Below are 17,186 nucleotides of genomic sequence, written 5' to 3'. Positions count from 1 at the left end.
TCGTCGGGGGACCGCGGGGTTACTTCGCCTTGACGAGCACGGCGCCGAAGAAGCCATCGGTGCCGTGGGTGTGCGGGGCCAGGCGCAGGTACGGGCCGGGGCCGAGCTTCCCGCCCAGCTCCGCGCCCAGCACCTCCGCCACGGGGCGCACGCTGAAGTCGGGGTGCTTGGACAGGAAGTCCTCGACCACCTCTTCGTTCTCCTCGCGCAGCACGCTGCACGTGCCGTAGATGAGCCGGCCGCCGGGCTTCACCAGCATGGCGAAGCGCGCGAGCAGGGCCTTCTGCCGGCCCACGTGCATCTCCAAATCCTCCGGCGTGAGGCGGTAGCGCGCGTCCGGCTTGCGGCGGAAGGTGCCGGTGCCGCTGCACGGCGCGTCCACCAGCACGCGGTCCGCCTGGCCCTTGAGCGGCGTGAGCGCGGCGTCCGCCTCCGGGCCCTCATGGGGGATGAGCTGCGTGCGCACGTTGTGCACGCCAGCGCGGCGCGCGCGCTTGCGCAGGTCCTCCATGCGGCCTTCGTCCACGTCCAGCGCGTGCAGGTCGCCGCGGTTCTTCATCTGCGCGGCCAACTGCAGCGTCTTGCCGCCCGCGCCCGCGCACGCGTCCACCACGCGGGTGGGCGGCGCGTCCACGAGCATGCCCAGCAACTGGCTGCCCTCGTCCTGGATCTCGAACCCCCCGTCCTTGAAGTCCTGGAGGGAGAAGAGGTTGAGCCGCGTTTCCATGACGAGGCCGAAGGGGGACAGGGCCGTGGGCTTGGTGGACTCCACGTCCTCCGCCGCCAGCCGCTCCTGGAGCTGGGCGCGGTCGCCCTTGAGCGTGTTGGCGCGGACGATGAGCGGGGCGCGCTCGTTCATGGCCTCGGCGGCGCGCGCGGCGTCCTTGCCGAAGACGGCGAGGAAGCGGTCCGCGAGGAAGTCCGGCAGCGACGCGGCGATGGGGAAGCGCTTCGCCTCCGGCAGGGCATCCAGCTCCGCGGCGGCGTCCGGCAGCCGGTCGAGCACGGACACGTCCGGGCCGGTGAGTCCGCTGGTGCGCGCGACGTAGGCGGGGTCCTCGCCGTGGAGGATGCGGGACGCGGCGAGCCGCATGACGTCCTGGCGGGTGGCGTCCAGCGCGTCGAACTTCCGGTGGGACTTCTCCAGGAGGAAGTCCACGGTGCGCTGTCGGCGCAGCAGGGCGTAGACGCGCTCGGCCACGGCGCGACGCTCGGTGGAGTACAGGGCTGTCTTGCGGCGCAGCACGAACTCCAGGGCGCGGTCGGACAGGCGCCCCTCGCGGCGCACGCCGCCGTAGGCCTCCAGGCAGGCCTGGAGCACCAGGTCCTCGCGCAGGGGGCGGTTCGGGTTGGGGCGCGCGCGTTCATGCTGGGCGCGGCTGAGCTTCGGTTTGTCGGCGCGTCCACCGGCGTCCTTGCGCTTCGGAGCGCCAGGGCGGGACGGGCGGCGGGGCCCGCCGGACTTCGGGGCGCCACTGCGGGAAGGTCCAGGCTTGCGAGTCGTGGCCATGTCGCATGGGCCTTCGCATCCCCCAGGCCGCGTTGACAAGCAGGGAACGCAAAAGACGCCCCCGGAAGGCCCTGGAGGGACCGGCCGGAGGCGTCTGGGAGCCGCGTCAGAGGCTCTCGGGGCCCGTCCCCCGGGGCCGAGGGGCCCAAACCTGTCCGACTGTCGGACAGGTTTCCGCGGCCTGGCTGGAGCCAACGCCCCAGCCACGCGGGGCCGCCGGGAGTGGTCCCCAAACCTGTCCGACAGTCGGACCCGTTCGCGCGGCCCGCTCCTGCCGGAACCCGCGGTCACGGGGCCGCCCGTAGGGGACCCAACCCTGTCGGACAGGTTCGAGAGGCCTCTCTGGGAGAGCCACCTGGACACGGGCCCGCGCTGGGGGCCCACAAGACCTGTCCGACAGTCGGACCCGTTCGCGCGACCTGTCCGGGACAGCGGCCCAGGGCGGGGTGGGGCCGCGGTGGTCCAAAACCTGTCCGACAGTCGGACAGGTTTCCGCGCCCCGCCTCCGGGGGCTCAGCGGTCGCGGCGACGGCGGCGCACGAGTCCGGCCACGAGGGCCGTCGCGGCGGGAATCAGGGCTGCGGACGGGCCGGCGGCGCAGCCACTCCCCCCGTTCGAGTCATCCCCCGGCGTCGTGGGCGTGGCCGGGACCTCGGGGCGGGGGGCGGGGTCGGACGGCGTGGTGCCGGCGTCCTCGCCCGTGCCGGGGTCGGTGGTGCCGTTGGCCGTGACTGTGACGACGGTGGTCGACGTCAGCGGAGCGGTGCCCTGGACGGTGGCCGTGGCCGTCACCGTGTAGGTGCCGGCCTGCGCGAAGACGCGCTGGGCCTGCGTGCCCTGGGCGGTGGCGCCGTCGCCGAAGTCCCAGGTGACGGTGGCGTTGGCCTGGGGGGCCGTCGCGGTGAACGAAGCCGTGTGGGGCGCGGTGCCGCTGGCGCTGTCGACGGCGACGTTCAGCGTGCCCTGGGGTTGCTCGGGCGGCGGGGGCAGCGTCTTGGAGAGGGTGAAGGTGTCCAGGATGCCGCCATCCGTCTTCACGAGCTTCGCGGTGAGGGTGCCCTCCACGACATTCACGTCGAGGAAGCCATGGGCCACGTCGTCGCGGATGACGCTCCAGGACGGGCGCGCGTTGGCGAACGTCCGCAGGGTGGCGCCGCCGCCGCCGACCACGAGGTAGGGAATGCCCTTCTCGTTCTTGCCGGCCTCGGCGTCACCGAGCATGGGCTTGCTGCGTTCGTAGTCGTGATCATGGCCGGTGAGGACCAGGTCCACGCCGTACTTCTCGAACAGCGGGCCGAACTGCCGGCGCATGGTGAGCTGGGAGCCGTGCTCGCCGCTGGACCAGGGCGGGTGGTGGAAGAAGACGATCTTCCACGGCTGCGTGGTGGCGGCCAGGTCCTTCTCCACGAAGGCCTTCTGCGCGGCGGGCGTGCACTTGGACGCGGACGCGAGGCCCACGGCGCAGTTGGAGTCGAGGGACACGAAGTGCACATGCCCCCAGTCGAACGAGTAGTAGCGCTCGGAGCCCTCCGCGTTGTTGGTGGGCAGGTAGAGGTTGTCCAGGTACGGCTGGGCCTCGTTGGTGACGTACTCGTGATTGCCGGGCGCGGCGAACATGGGCACCTGCGAGAGCAGGGCGGCCATGGGGGTGAAGAGGTTGTTCTGGAACTCGGCCTCGGTGCCGGACGAGTAGGCGTTGTCACCCAGGGCGACGAAGAGCTCCGGCTTGTCGGCGAGCATGGCGGCCGCGACCTTCTTCTGGTCGCTGCCGCCGGTGCCGAAGTCACCCACGGCGGCGAAGTGCGCGCGCCGCGTGCCGGGCACGGGAGCGGTGCTGAACGTCTTGGGGAGCGACGCCTCACCGCACGCGTCCACGGCGTACGTGTAGGTGGTGGCGGGAGTCAGGCCGGTGAGGACCACGGCGTGGATCTTCGCGGTGGCCGAGGACCGGGCCGTCTGGCTGATATCACCGACGCCATACCGCACCTGCGCGCTGGAGCAGTTGGACGACAGCCGGAACGCGACGGTGGCGGTGTCGGGGCCCACCTTCTGCAGATAGGGATCACGCGGCAGAGCGATCGCCTCGCACGAAGCGAGCCCCCCAACCATCAGGGCAGCCAGGGCAGCGAGCGAGAGAGACTTCGTCCGGTCCATGCATCCTCCGGCCCGAGACATTCGGGACGCAGGCGCAACCGTTCATCGTCCAACGTTCATCCGATAAACAGGCATCCGGGAGTAGGCAGGGGAACGGGCGCCCGTTGGAGCGGAAAGACAGACGGACAGGCATTCGCTGAATGTTTCACGGGACGGCGGGGAGGGGCCCAGGCTTGCGGAGGTCCACGGCTGCGTTACCCCTGAAGACATGACCGAAGTCCACTCCCAGACCCGTGAGTACACCCTGCCCGCCGGGTGCCCCGTGTGCGAGTCGGACCTGCCGGTGCGGGTCACCGCGACCGGTCCGAACGCGGTCTGCACGCACTGCGGCTGGATGGGCCGCCCGTTCATCACCGTGACGCACGACGGCCTGCGCGTGTCGTACGACGACGCAGCGCGGGCCTGAGCGCCGGAACGTCAGGCAAGCTGCGCATCCGACGACCTTGCCCGGCCGAAAGGAGGCGCGGTGGCGATAGAAGGTAAAGTGCGGCGTCGGCTTTTGGGGCTCCTGGACCGGGAGGACAGGAACCTCTTGGCGTGGGACGTGGGCGCCACCGGGAGCCGGGGATGACTCTCTCCTGGTACGCGACCTGTGCCATGTGTCACGGCCAGGTGCGCCTCTTCGAACGGCTTGGCGAGTAAGTAGGCACTGGCGGAGGAGGGAAGGGGCAGGAGCTCGCTTCGTTCGGCCTTGTGGGCGCAAGAACCGGATGAAAAAACGAGTCCTGCCTCAGGGAAGGCAATAGCTGCGTCTGCGATAGGCGTTTTTTCCGCTCAACTCCCGCAGGCCTTGCTGCTGCCGAGCCGGGCCTGCGCTCAGAAAGCGGTAGGTGGGCCGCTGGAGCCGGATGCCATGGCGGCGGAAGAAGTCGCCCATGGCCGTCTCACGCACGCGAATGCCTGTCTGCCGGTGGAGAAAGTCGGCCAGGGCGACGTGCGTCCAGTTCGCGCGCTTGAGGCAAGACAGGCGGCCCTGACGAATCCAATTCAGCAGGGTGGGCGCCAGGTGCTCTGGAATGACAGGCGTCTTGCCTGTCGCCCACTGAATCTTCAGCCCTGCCAGGCCACCAGCGCGGTAGCGAGCCAGGAAGCGCTGCACATTGCGCGTCGTCGTCCCCAGGTCCTCGGCAATCTGCTGCTGAGGACAGCTCCGGGCGGTTATCAGCACTGCCTGGCACCTGTCGCGCAATCGGCGGTCATCCGTCGTTCGAAAGCACGCTTCCGGCTGGCTCCTCTGTCCCTCCCTCGGCTCCAGTCGGCTCATGCGGATTCGCCCCGTGACCACCGACGGATTCATCCGAGCCGTGAATCAGGCCGTGCTGTCCCTGATGTGGCTATGCGCGGAGCTGGAGCTCTCCATTGCCGATGCACGTGTCCTGAAGGCCCGATTTCCGGGCGTCTTCCGAGAATGGAACTGCGCAGAGAGATGCACTGGTTGGGGTGGCCAGGACTGATTGAACCAATGGCATATTCCAGCGCCTGAGCGGCACCGCCTCGCGGGGGCTGCGGGGGCTCACGTGATGGCTTGATGAATCGCGCCCATCCATGCCCCCAGTTCCATCAGGGCGAGGGTTGCGCGACTCCCAAGCCATCCTTGTCAACGGAAAGGCTTCCAAGCACCTTGTCGTCGACCTCCACTTTCGTCTTGCTCATCAGCCCGGCCACCAGTTCATCCATGGACTTCGAGCGCTTTTCCGCCATGAGGCGGCTTTCGATGCGAGGCTTCACCTGCTCCACGGTCTGCGAGAAGCCTGGCTGACGGGCCACGAGCTTCAGCAGATGCATGCCCCGGGGGGATGCCACCAGCCCCAATTCGCCCAGCGTCTGAAGGCCGAATGCCGTGTCCGCCATCGGCTGGCCCCATCTCGCCGCCAGTTCCTCCCGGGTCAGCAACCCCAGGTCCCCGCCCGCGTCGCGCGATGTCGCATCATCCGAACGCTTCCGGACCTGCTCCCCAAAGGCGGTTTTCACTGGCCCCGCGTCCTGCTTGCGCACGTCCGCCAGCAGCTTGTCGGCTTCCGCCTTCACCGCCCCGCGCTTCGGGTCTCCCTCTGCGGCAGCAAGAAAGACCTGGCTGACTCGCACCTTCTCAGGCCGGGAAAATTCCGTAAGGTGTTCCTCATAATACTTGCGCACCTCTTCGTCGGATGGCGGCGTTGGCGTTGTGCTCGCGGCCTGCTTCTGGACCCACCGCTGGACCAGCAGTTTCTCCACTGCGGCCTGGAACTCAGGGTCTTTCTCCAACCCCTGACGCCGGGCCTCCTGCGCCAGCACCTCGAAGCGCACGAGGGTGTCAAGGAACTCCTTTTTCATTTCCAGCGAGCCATAGCGAGAACGGATCAAGGGCGGCTGCTCGTTCATTCTGGCTTGGAATTCACTAGCCGTGATGGTGCCCGGACCGACCCGGGCCACGACTGGGTCATTCGCGCTCCCCTCTTGAGACGTTCCTGAACCCTTGCATGCATTCAGCAGCAACAGGGCTGTTGTGGATGTCGCAATGATTTTAGCGATATTCATGAAATACAAATCCTGGCGGGAATTCCTCGAGCCTGGGCCCCAACGCCCGGCAGTGAGTCGGCGCGAACCCTAACAAAGGGCGCGCGCGAAATTCAAACGAGTCAGGGGCCCCTGGTATTGCTGCTCAAACGCCAGATCGTGCACACTGCGCCAGTCTTCACCGCCTCAGAGGAAGCCTTTGCAATCGCCTGTTCGCGCCCTCCGTGGCGCGCTCCTGTTGTTCGCGCTGTGCTCCTGCGAGGGGCGACCCGGCGACGTCCCGGCGCCCACCGCGTCCAGGCTGCCGCTTCCTCCCGGCGTGGTGGCGCGTTTCGACGGCGGCGTCGTCACCCGGGAGGAGATGGATCGGGAGGCGCGACGGCTTCCCCCGGCCCTACGTGAGCAGTTCGGGAGCGAGGCCGGTCAGACGGAGTTCGCGTGGTCGCTCGTGGACAAGCGGCTGCTGGTGGAGGAGGCGCGGCGCCGCGGGCTCTCCAACCGGGAGGACATCGTCCGGCAGGTGCGCGAATTGGAGGAGCGGCTCATCGTTCAGGCGCTCCTTGCGGACGAGTCGAAGGCAGCTGTCGCTCCAGGTGAGCAGGAGTTGCGCGCCTGGTACGAAGCCAATCGGGACGAATTCGCGCAGCCGGAGCGGCTCCGCCTTGGGCGCGTGCTGGCCCGCTTCGAGAACCCGGGCAATGCGGTGGACCGGGCCCGGGCACGCGGCCGTGCGGAGCAGTTCGCGAGGCGGCTCCAGGCGAAGGAGCCGCTCGCCCAGGTGCAGTCCAGCGGGGATGGGCCCGAGCGCGCGCGGGGAGGTGACCTGGGCCTGTTCGCCCGCGGTGAGTTGCCGGACCGAAAGATGGAGGCGGCTGCGTTCGCCCTCCAGGCACCGGGACAGGTCTCGCCGGTGGTGGAGACGGCTGAGGGGTTCGCGGTGCTGCAGTTGCTGGAGCGGCGTCCCGCGCGGATGCCGCCATTCGAGGAAGTGCGGGCGGAGGTCGAGGGGCGGGTGGCGCCGGTACGGCAGCGCAGGGTGTTCGATGCGCTGCGTGCGCGGCTGCGAAGTGGTTCGGACGTGCAGGTCGAGGTCACGGCGCGTCCCTGACGTGCCGGCGGGAGAGGGGGAAGTACCCATGGAGCGTATCTCCACACCGCGCCTGCGGGCGCTGGCGCTGATTCTCGCATTGGGCTGCGCCCTGCCGGGCCTTGCCCTGGCACAGTCGGCGTCCTCGGTGTCGTCCATCCATCCCCTGCGCTCGTTCCAGCAGGGGGCACGCTCGGTCGAACTGGGCTTTGACGTCGACGGCGCCGCGTCACAGGTGGTCGTGGGCCTCAAGGGCACCTCCGCCTCCAAGGGCGTCTTCGTCGACCTCTCGCGCGTGGTGGTTCCTCGCGACCAGGCCGGCGCGGTTCCCTTTCACGTGCTCGTCCCGCTGTCACAGCCGTTCCCCGCGGACGGCCAGCTGGAGGTGACCGCGTCGCCGGTGGCGGACGAGGGAACGACCGTCACGCAGGCGCAGGTCGCCTTCGGCGCCACCTTTCCGCCCCCGGCCTTCGCTCCCGATGCGGTGAGGGCTCGGGCGTCCGTGGACACCGGCCAGTTGCTGGTGGACGTGGCCTTCCAGGGCAGCGTGGCACGCGCGGAATTGACCGTGATGGGGGCATCTTCGGCCCTCCTGCGCACGGTGAAGGGCGACCTGGCGGAGGTCGAGTCGCACGCGTTCGCGGTGGGGCGCCGGCTCGTTGCCTATCCGAGGTTGGCCACGCCGGGCCATGTGGCGTTCGCCGTGCCGATCCAGGGGGAGCGTATTCCTCCGGATGGCGTGGTCGTGGCGGACGTGTCGCTGATGGACGCCTTCGGGCGCACGGTGCACACCTCCACCGTGGAGTTCACGGATTCGACGGCCTTTGATCCGCTCCTGGACCTGCGCCCCAGTCCCTCGCCGCTCCTCCTGGCGGAGGGCTTCGGGCAGCAGGTGCCCCTGAAAGTGACGGCGGTCTTCGCCATCGCGGGCGAAGTGGATGTCAGTGGCGCGCGCAATGGCGCCACCTATGAGTCGGACGACCCGGGCGTGGCCATGGTCACGCGCGATGGCCAGGTCGTGGCGCGAGCGAACGGGGAGACCACGGTGCGCGTGCACTACGCGGGCGCTACAAGGGCCGTGCCCGTGGTCGTGGACTCTACTGCGACCCTTGAGGCCCTGGAGGTCACCCCCGCGCCGCCCGCGACCTCCGCCGCGATTAATCGAGTGGGAGGGACGCTTCAACTGCGGCTGCGAGGCCGGCTGTCCAATCAGCAATGGGTGGATCTCACCGCGTCAGCGCTGGGGACCCAGTGGCGCGTGGAGGACCCGACGCGGCTCCAGGTGTCCGCGGAAGGGCGCGTCACCGGACTCAAGGCCCAGCCTTCGCGCGTGTTCGCGAAGTACCCGGATCAGCCCGAGGTCTCCCTCTGGGTCGATGTCCAGGACGCCTTACCGCAAGTCAAGCTGATCGCGCCCGCGTCCGTGGCGGCCGGCGGTGAGGTGGAAGTGAAGGCCGTGGCCACCGACGATGTGGGCGTGGCGCGGGTGGAGCTCCGCGTCAATGGCGTGCCCACGGTGACGGACACCACCGCGCCGTTCACCTTCCAGATCAAGGCGCCCCCCACGGCGGGCTCCATCCTGGTGCTGAGCGCAGTCGCGGTGGACACCGCCAACCAGGAGGCCCCCTCCTCCGAGCTGCGCATCCCGGTGACGGCAGCTCCGGCGCCCAGCAGCCGCATCGTCGTATACGACGCTCCCACGGCGGGTCAGGTGTTGATCGCCGGCCTGCCCCAGACACTCCGCGTGACGAGCGGCGACTGGAAGGCCGGAGGCCTGACCGCGAGCGACTTCCAGTCCGTCCGCTTCACCGTGGATGGTGCGCCCCTGGGGCAGGCGTCCGCGCCCCGCGTGGAGGTCCGCTCGACGACAACGGAGAAGGGCGGTGCGATCCAACTGCTGGTGCCGTTCTGGGAGGTGACCTTCATTCCCCCTCTGACAGCGGCGGGAACAGGCATGATCCTCCGTGCGGAAGCAGTGGACGGCGCGGGTGCCCCGGTGCCGGTACAGGCCTTGCCGGTCCGCGTCGCGGCGGACTCCGCGCCGCTCGTCACCCTGAAGACGCCTGCCCGGTCCCCCGTGGACGTCACCGCGGGGGCGCCCTTCACCGTGAGCGGCGCTGTGGCGGATGACGCCCTGGCGTTCGGCGTGGACGTGCGGCTCCTCGTGCGGGGGGCCGTCGTCGCCACCACGCGGCTCGTGAAGGACTCCTTCGAAGGTCCCCCGTCGGGCTCCGCGGACTTCTCCTTCCAATGGACGCCTCCCGCATCGCCGCTGGAGGAGCCCGTACAGGTGGAGGTGCAGGCCATCGACGTGGGCGGAAACACGCGCACGGTGGCCTTCACGGCGAAGCTCAAGGCGGACCGCCCACCGCAGGTCAATATCGTCAGCCCCGGCGCCTCCGACCCCGTCCTCGCGGGATCGCGCCTGTTGCTGACGGCCGACGTGTTGGATGACTCGCCGCCGCCCATGAGGGTGAGCTGGTACGTGGACAACGTGCTCGCGGGCGTGGCCAGTGCGCCCCCCTACGAAGCGGCGGCGCTCGTGCCCGAGGGCGCCGTCGGCAAGACCCTGGTCATCAAGGCCGTGGCGCGCGACTCGACCGGCATGGAGACGACGGCGACGCGCAACGTGACCGTGTCTCCGGACCTGCTGCCGCCGGCGGTGTCCATCGTCACTCCGCTGATGAACGCCTCCGTGGTCGCCACGCAGGACCTGCTCGTCACCGTGGCCGGCCAGGATGACGTCGGCGTGCGGAAGGTGGAGCTCTTCCTCGACTCCAAGGTCGAGCCTGTGTTCACGGACTCCGCCCCGGCGCGCAACGGCACCGCTGTGGGGTCGTTCATCTCCCACTTCATCATTCCCAAGACGTCCATCTCGTCACTGGGCAGGCACTCCCTGCGGGTGCATGCGACGGACGCCTCCGGCAACATAGGCATCGCCCCGGAGGTCTGGTTCCAGTCCAATGCGGACAGCGGCCCGACGGTCGCGTTCGTGCGTCCGCTCGCCGGGACCACCGCGACGCTGGGCACGCGGCTGGAGGTGCTCGTCAACGCGGCGGACGACGTGTCCGTGACGCAGGTGGAGCTCTTCCTGGGCACGGGCAGCACGCCGGTCGCGACCCTGAAGGCCGCGCCGTACCGCTTCGAACTGCTCTTGACGGGCGCCGCTCGCACGGAGGTGCTCCGCGCGGTGGCCATGGACTCCGGCGGCCAGACGGCCGAGGTGACCCGGAGCCTGGTATTGATCGAGGACGACCAAGCCCCGCTCGTGGGCTTCCGGTCGCCCTCGGAAGGCGCGCGGGTCTTCTCCGGCTCCTCGTTGAGCGTGGAGGTGATGGCGTCCGACAACGTCGGGCTCTCGTCGGTGGACCTGTACCGCGGCTCGACGCGCGTGGGCCATCTCACCAAGGGCACCGGGCAGGGGCTCTACCAGGTCTTCACCTTCCAGGTACCGCTGTCCTCGGCGGACGTGAACCAGGACGTGACTTTGCGCGCCGTGGCCTCGGACCTGGGGTCTCCGGCCCGCACCGCTGAGCGGAGCTTGACCGTTCGCGTGGTCCAGGATGCGCCCCCGTCCGTGACGGTGCTCGCCCCTCCGCCGGGGAGTCCCTACAAGGAAGGCGAGGACGTGCGCGTGACGGTGTCGCTCAGCGATGACGTCGGCGTCATCGGCTGGGTGGGCGTCTCCGGCGGCATCCCGCAGGGGACGCTGCCCGCTGCGGGCGCGGCTCGCGACGTCACTCAGCCACAGACGGTGGTGGTGCGCGCGCCCATCATCCACCTGGGCCAGCCCGCCACGGTGGGGGTCATCGCGCGGGACACGGCGAAGCAGGACTCGGACGCGGGTACGGTCACCCTGGCCGTGACGCGCGACGTCCAGCCGCCCCGCGTGAGCCGGGTGGCTCCTACGTCCAACACCGTGGAGGTAGCGGCTGGGGGCTCACTGGGGCTTCGCGTGGAGACACGGGATGACGTGAGGGTGTCCTCCGTGGAGCTTCTCCTGGATGGCAGCCCGCTGTCACCGCCGGTCCTGCTGCAGAACGTCGAGGAGCGCTTCGACGAGGTGAGGACCCCGGATCCGCTCGGCCCGGGCACCGTGCTGCTGAGGCGTGAGTACGTGGGCACGTATGCGGGCACCGTGACACTGCCCTCCTCGCTGGCCCCCAAGAGCTCGCACGCCCTCGCCGCGCGCGCCTACGACCCCGCCGGCAACCACGCAGACACGGCGGTAACGCTCCAAGTGCAGGAGAAGGTGGACCGTGAAGCGCCCCGGCTGACGATGACCTTGAAGAACACCCCGGATGACGCCACGTGCGTCGCGGGCTCCACCGTGGAACTGGTGCTGCAGGCCAGCGACGACGGGCAGGTGAAGTCGCTCGAGGCGCGCCTGGGGGACACGCCGCTGACGCTGCCGACCATTACGCCCGGCAGCTTCGTCACCGCGTCCGTGTCCGTCCTGCTGCCGACGCTCGCGTCCGGGTCCAAGCCCCTGGTCTTCTCCGCTCGCGCGGTGGACGCCTCAGGCAAGGCCACGGAACAAGCCCTCACCCGCGTGTTGCTGCCGGATGGCCCGCCCACGGTGGCGTGGCTCGTCCCCGCGTCTGGCGCGGCCCTGACGGAGGAGCGGTCCGAGCGCCTCCAGGTGGAGCTGCGGGACGACGTGGCGGTGGCGTCCAGCTTCGCGGTGCTCGCAAATGCCGAGGCCACCTCCGTCGAGGGCACTCCCGAGGCGTTCGATGTGGCGGCGCCGGGTGCCACCGGTGACGGCCTGGCTTCGCACGTGACGTGGCTCATGGGGGATGCGCGCACGGCCCGACTGGACGTGGCGTCCGGGAGCGTGCGCGTGGTGCCCCCCGCCGCGGGGCTGGGGAGCCAGGCCGGGCGCGCGAGGCTGAAGGTGTCCGCGCCGCCAGCCGGTCAGTCACTGAAGGCGCGCGTGGGGTACCGCTACCGGTTGAAGGCCGGCGCGGAGGCCATTGCGGAGGTGAAGACCTTCCTGGCCTCGCTGAGCGCGGGACACCGCGAGGTCGAGTTCAAGGCGCCATCCTACGAGGTGGACGTGGGCTTCCCCGCGAGCTTCGTGACCGTGGATGAAATCGACGTGGAGTTCATGTCCGGGAACGCGCCGGCCGCTCCCGTGGACGTCCGCCGCACGCAGCTCGTGTACGAAGGGAGTTCGGTCCAGGTCCGGGCGGAGGTGGCCGGGACCTGGCTCGCTGTCGCACGTTGGAGCGTCGCCGGTTCGGCGCCGGGCCGGGCGCTGCAGCCGGTCACGTTCATGAAGCCCGCGCTGGGGTGGGCGCCGAGCACGGCGGTGCTGACGGCCTTCGCCACCGATGCCCAAGGGAACCGGGCTCGCGCGGTGTCCTCGATGCGCGTGCAGCGGGACCTGGAGGTGCCCGTGGCGGCGGTGGTCCAGCCCGCCACCGGAGCGTCTGCCGTCGCGGGCGTGCCCACTCCCGTGGTGCTGTCGTTCCAGGACAACGTGGAGGTGGAGTCCGCGGACCTGCTGGTGGACGGCGCGGCGCGTGAGTCGTTCACGCGCCCCGAGGCATCGGTCCAGCGCATGGTGGTGCTCCAGCCGACGGCCACGGGCGCTCCCGTGGCGTTGACGGTGGTGGCACGGGACCGTGCGGGCAATGCCTTCATTTCGCCCGCGACCTTCGTTCATGTGCGCGCGGACACGGTGCCCACGGTGAAGTGGGTGAAGCTCCAGTCCTCCGTCGAGTCCGTCTCCGAGATGGAGCTGGGCAGCGGCCTCGTGCGGCTCGTGCAGGGCGTCGAGGCCACCCTGTCACTGGAGGCCACGGATGATGTGGGCGTCGTGGGCATCACGACCGTCTTCGGCGACGCTCCTCCCAGCAGCCACACGGTGGCTCCGGCCCAGGCGAAGGTGTCGCACGAGGTGAAGTTCACGCCGCCCGTGTCCTGGGATGGCGCGCCGTCCGTGCTCAGCGTCATGGTGACGGACACCGCCGGCAAGGTGGGGGTGGGGCGCCTCGTGGTGGAGGGCCGCAAGCCCCAGGCCCCGGTGGTCGTGCTCGCCTCACCCGCGCAGAACGCGACCCTCATCGAGGGAAGCATCCAGCTCTTCGTGGAGGCCCTGGCGGGGGATGACACCGGCGTCGAGAAGGTGGAGTTCTTCCTCAACGGCCAGTCGGCCCTGAAGGTCGAGGCAGCGCAGGGGAAGGTCATTCCCGTCCTGCAGGACCGGCTCGTCAACGGGTTTCCGTTCCCCGTGGATACGGACGTGCGCACGGCCTACCAGCAGCTGCTTGGCTGCGATGGGGGGCCTCAGGGCACCCAGGAATGGGCTGGCTGCGATGAGGACTCGCCCTACCGGGATATCTCGCGGCTGAAGTCCTACGGAGGCCGCGTCCGGCTTCCGCCGGGGTTCATCTCGATGGATGGGTTTCGGACCCAGACGTACGTCGACGTGCGGGTGGTGGCCACCGACAAGGAAGGCCATTCCTCCGTCGTCGAACGCGCCACCCTGGTGGTGGCGGACAGCAAACCGCCGTCCGTACAGGTGCTGCTCCCCACCATGAGTCAGGCCGTGGTGGAGAAGACGTCGTTCCGCGTGTCCGCGATGGCCTGGGACAACGTCTTCGTGAGCCAGGTGAAGCTGCTCGCGGGCCCCAGCCTCGCGGAGCTCCAGGTGTTCCACACCGCCGGGGGCTTCCCACTGGAGAACGCGTTCCCCTCGTCGGAGGTGGATATCTACGCCCCGCTCATCAGCGCGCAGGCGGTGGCGCCCGCACTGCCCGAATCGGGCAGCGTGAGCATGGAGTACTTCGTGGCCGCGGAGGCCTGGGACCTGTCGGGGCACAAGGGCACCTTCGTCCAGCCCTTCCGGGTGGTGAGGGATCGTGAACCGTCGGTAGCCATCGTGTCTCCGCCAGATGGCCGGACCGTCGTGGAAGGAAGCGTCGTGCCGGTGGCCGTCGCCGCCGAGGACGACGTCGGGATCGCGTCCGTGCAGCTGCGGGTGAACGGCGCGGACATGAGCGCGGTGACGCAGCCGCCGTTCTCCTTCCAGGTGCCGGTGCCGACGGGCGCCCAGACGCTCACGCTCCAGGCAAAGGCCATCGACACGTATGGCCACGTCGTCTCCAGCCAGGTGGTCGTGCTGCCCGTGGGCGCGGATGCCCCGCCCACGGTCGCGGTGGCCCAGCCCCACACCGGGGACACCCTCACCGAGGGCCGAGACTTCGCCCTCGTCGTCGCGGCGCAAGATGACGTCGGGATTTCGTGGGTAGAGGCTGTCGTCGAAGGCGGGGTGAACGGCCCTCTGCGCTTCACCGCCACGGCGAAGCCCTACTCGTTCCGAGTCCCGCTGCCATACGGCTCCGCCAATCATCCTCTCATCGTGCGCGCTCGCGCGAAGGACACGTTCGGACACGTGGCCGACGCCCCGGTCGTGACACTGAACGTCCAGGCGGATGAGCAGCCGCCCACCGTGAGCTTCCTCACTCCGGCGAACAACTCACAGATCGTCGCGGGCATGAACCTGGACCTGGAGGTGGTGGCGGATGACAACGTCGGTGTCGCCGCGGTGGTGTTCACGCTCAAGGACAAGCCGGACGCACCGTTGGCCACGATGCCGGTGGCGCCGTACCGCTACACCTACCGGGTGGCCAAGACGGACCTGGGCAAGGCGCTGACGTTCGTGGCGCGCGCGGTGGACACCTCTGGCAATACGAAGACGGCCGAAGTGACGGTCACCGCGGTGGCGGCCCCGCCGCTGGCGGTGGCGCTGCAGGGCGCGAGCGACATGGTGGTGGGGCTCGACGCGGACTTCTCCGCGAAGGTGACCAACGAAAGTCTGGGGGTCGCGTACGTCGCCCTGCATCTGGGGCCGGAGGGCAACACCACGGAGGTGTCACGGCGCTACCTGCGGCCCTTTGACTTCACCTATCGGGTGCCCGCGACGTTGACGGGCCAGACGGCGCGCATGACCGCCTACGTGCTGGACGTGGCGGGACGCGAAGCCTGGTCTCCGCCCCTGAACGTGCTGGTGAAGGAGGACCAGAAGCCGACGGTGGCCATCCGGAAGCCGCTCGCCGGAACCAACGTCTTCGACGGTGGCAGCATCCGCATCGAGGCGATGGCCCAGGACGTGGACAGCGGCATCAAGGAGGTCATCTTCCTGGTGGACGGCAAGCGGGTGGACGTCGCCCGGACGCCCGCGGGCATCCCAGGATCACCCGATGTCTATGTGGGGACGTTCGTCGCCCCCGTGGGCAGCCGCAACCGGCGCTTCGCCATCACCGCCGTGGCGGTGGACAAGGCCGGGCAGGAGACCGTGTCCGCGGCCGTGGACGTGGGCACCGTGAGCGACACCGTCCCCCCGGACGTGGAGTTCGTGGATCCGCCCGCGGGCGACCTGGTGACGGGCGGAAGCCTCGTGACCCTGAGGGCAGCGGCCCGGGACAACACAGGCAACGTGACCTCGGTGGGGTTCTACTGGGATGGCCAGTTCGTGGACTCCACGACACAGTCGCAGCCCGGGCCCGCGGGCCGGCCGCTGTATTCGCTCAACGTGCTGGCGCCGAACGATAGGGCTGGGCAGGAAGTGCCCGTCTTCGCGACCGCCAAGGATCCCTCGAACAACGAGGGCACTTCCCAGACCGTCAGGGTGGAGCTGGGCCTGCAGCCTTCTCCCGCGCGGCTGAGCCCCTTCAACTCCGGACGACTGGGGCCCGTGGCGGTGGATGCGACGAACCGGGTGGTTGTGGGCGCCCAGGGCATCAGCAGCCAGGAGGTGAGCCAGGGGAACGCGCTCGTTCTCGCGCAGCTCTCCACCGGCGCCATCCAGCGCCTGTCCCACGTGCCCTTCACGGCCGCGCCGGCGGCTGTGGCCTTCCACGGCAACTACGCGCTGGTGCTGACGCCCGCGCATGCGACGGGCGCGAATCAGTACATGCCACCGCTGCTTTCGGTGGTGTCACTGGCATCGATGCAGGTGGTGGGCAGCGTGGACCTGCCGGGTGAGGAGGTCCTGGGCGTGGCGGTGAAGGACCGGCTGGCCTACGTCGCCAATGGCACCGCGGGCGTGGTGGTGGTGGAGCTGTCGGACCCGACCTTGCCCCAGCGCGTGCGCGCGGTCCCCGTGGTGGGGGCGGGGGGCGCGCGGGGCGTGTTCGTTTCCGGGAACCTGTTGCTCGTTGCCGCCGGGAGCGGCGGGTTGCGCATCCTGGACCTGCGCAACCCCAAGCTGCCCATGGTGTCGCCGGAGAAGAGCTTCGTGGCTGTGCCTGGTGCCGCCAGCGCGGTCTCGGCCGTGGGGACGCGCGCCTTCGTGGCGTGCGAAGGTGCAGGGGCCTACTTGGCGGAGGTGGACTTCTCGCGGCCGGAGGCGCCGCGGCTCGTCTCGCTGTTGTCGCACGCCTCCCGGCGCGCGGACCTTCTGACCACGGGGCTCGCGTCGGTGAGCGTCTCCGGGAACCTGGCGCTCGCCACCAGCGAGCTGACGGACCAGGACGCGACGCCGGTGAAGGGCATGCTGTCGGTGTCCACCTTCTCCGCGCACGGGGCGGGGAAGACGCTCGTGCGCGCCAACCTCCCGCGCGCCGCCCAGGTGGTGGGGGCCGCGAGCGGCGCGGTGACGGTGATGGACCGGGAACTCGTGCGCTTCGGGTTGCAGCGGATGGTCGTGACGTCCGTCACGCCGGAGGATGGCGCGCGCCAGGTGCCCGTGTCCTCCAACGTGGAGACGGGCGTGAAGATCGACGTCTTCCTGTCGGAGGTGATTGACCAGGGCAGCGTCATGCCGGGCACGGTGGTGCTGCGCTCGGGAGACCCCCTGCTGGGACCGGTGGTGCCCATCACGGTGGATGTCACGGACCGGCGGCTGCGGGTGCGTCCCAGCGAGCCTCAGGGGCTGACGCTGTCCACGGAGTACTTCCTCACGGTGGACAAGGACCTGGCGTCCAACCA

General features: G+C 69.8%; 7 protein-coding genes (1 of these 7 cut by a window edge). 3 read left to right on the top strand and 4 right to left on the bottom strand.

Annotated elements, in window-relative coordinates; genetic code table 11:
• Positions 1–19 precede the first annotated feature (19 nt).
• Complete coding sequence (locus KYK13_RS26545) at positions 20–1,510, bottom strand: RsmB/NOP family class I SAM-dependent RNA methyltransferase (protein WP_223634933.1); 1,491 nt, start codon at positions 1,508–1,510, stop codon at positions 20–22.
• A gap of 513 nt (positions 1,511–2,023) precedes the next feature.
• Entirely contained in the window at positions 2,024–3,664 is a 1,641-nt protein-coding gene (locus tag KYK13_RS26540) for a metallophosphoesterase (RefSeq protein WP_223634931.1), read from the bottom strand.
• 208 nt (positions 3,665–3,872) lie between these two features.
• Between KYK13_RS26540 and KYK13_RS26535 the strand changes: the two genes are divergently transcribed.
• Positions 3,873–4,070, top strand: a complete 198-nt coding sequence (locus KYK13_RS26535) for a hypothetical protein (protein WP_014398265.1) — start codon at positions 3,873–3,875, stop codon at positions 4,068–4,070.
• A gap of 324 nt (positions 4,071–4,394) precedes the next feature.
• Here KYK13_RS26535 and KYK13_RS26530 read toward each other — a convergent pair whose 3' ends face one another.
• On the bottom strand, positions 4,395–4,928 hold the full coding sequence (locus tag KYK13_RS26530) for a winged helix-turn-helix domain-containing protein (RefSeq protein ID WP_223634929.1): 534 nt from the start codon (positions 4,926–4,928) through the stop codon (positions 4,395–4,397).
• A gap of 296 nt (positions 4,929–5,224) precedes the next feature.
• Complete coding sequence (locus KYK13_RS26525) at positions 5,225–6,181, bottom strand: peptidylprolyl isomerase (protein WP_223634927.1); 957 nt, start codon at positions 6,179–6,181, stop codon at positions 5,225–5,227.
• A 178-nt stretch (positions 6,182–6,359) separates the two neighbouring features.
• Here KYK13_RS26525 and KYK13_RS26520 point away from each other — a divergent pair, with 178 nt between their 5' ends.
• Positions 6,360–7,268 carry a peptidylprolyl isomerase gene (locus KYK13_RS26520; protein WP_223634925.1) on the top strand — a complete coding sequence of 303 codons (909 nt, stop codon included), beginning with the start codon at positions 6,360–6,362 and terminating at the stop codon, positions 7,266–7,268.
• Positions 7,269–7,296: 28 nt separating this feature from the next.
• Positions 7,297–17,186 carry the beginning of an Ig-like domain-containing protein gene (locus KYK13_RS26515; RefSeq protein WP_223634923.1) on the top strand. It continues 21,448 nt past the right edge of the window, so the window shows 9,890 of its 31,338 coding nt (coding positions 1–9,890); it begins with the start codon at positions 7,297–7,299; the stop codon falls past the right edge of the window.

It is taken from the genome of Corallococcus sp. EGB, from assembly GCF_019968905.1.
Classification (GTDB): domain Bacteria; phylum Myxococcota; class Myxococcia; order Myxococcales; family Myxococcaceae; genus Corallococcus.
Note: the sequence above shows the minus strand (reverse complement) of the source record. Positions and strands in the feature narration are given on the sequence as shown.

Excerpts from the sequence above, each read along its gene's own strand:
- KYK13_RS26545 (WP_223634933.1), bottom strand. The coding sequence starts at position 1,510 with ATGGCCACGACTCGCAAGCCTGGACCTTCCCGCAGTGGCGCCCCGAAG.
- KYK13_RS26540 (WP_223634931.1), bottom strand. The coding sequence starts at position 3,664 with ATGGACCGGACGAAGTCTCTCTCGCTCGCTGCCCTGGCTGCCCTGATG.
- KYK13_RS26535 (WP_014398265.1), top strand. The coding sequence starts at position 3,873 with ATGACCGAAGTCCACTCCCAGACCCGTGAGTACACCCTGCCCGCCGGG.
- KYK13_RS26530 (WP_223634929.1), bottom strand. The coding sequence starts at position 4,928 with ATGAGCCGACTGGAGCCGAGGGAGGGACAGAGGAGCCAGCCGGAAGCG.
- KYK13_RS26525 (WP_223634927.1), bottom strand. The coding sequence starts at position 6,181 with ATGAATATCGCTAAAATCATTGCGACATCCACAACAGCCCTGTTGCTG.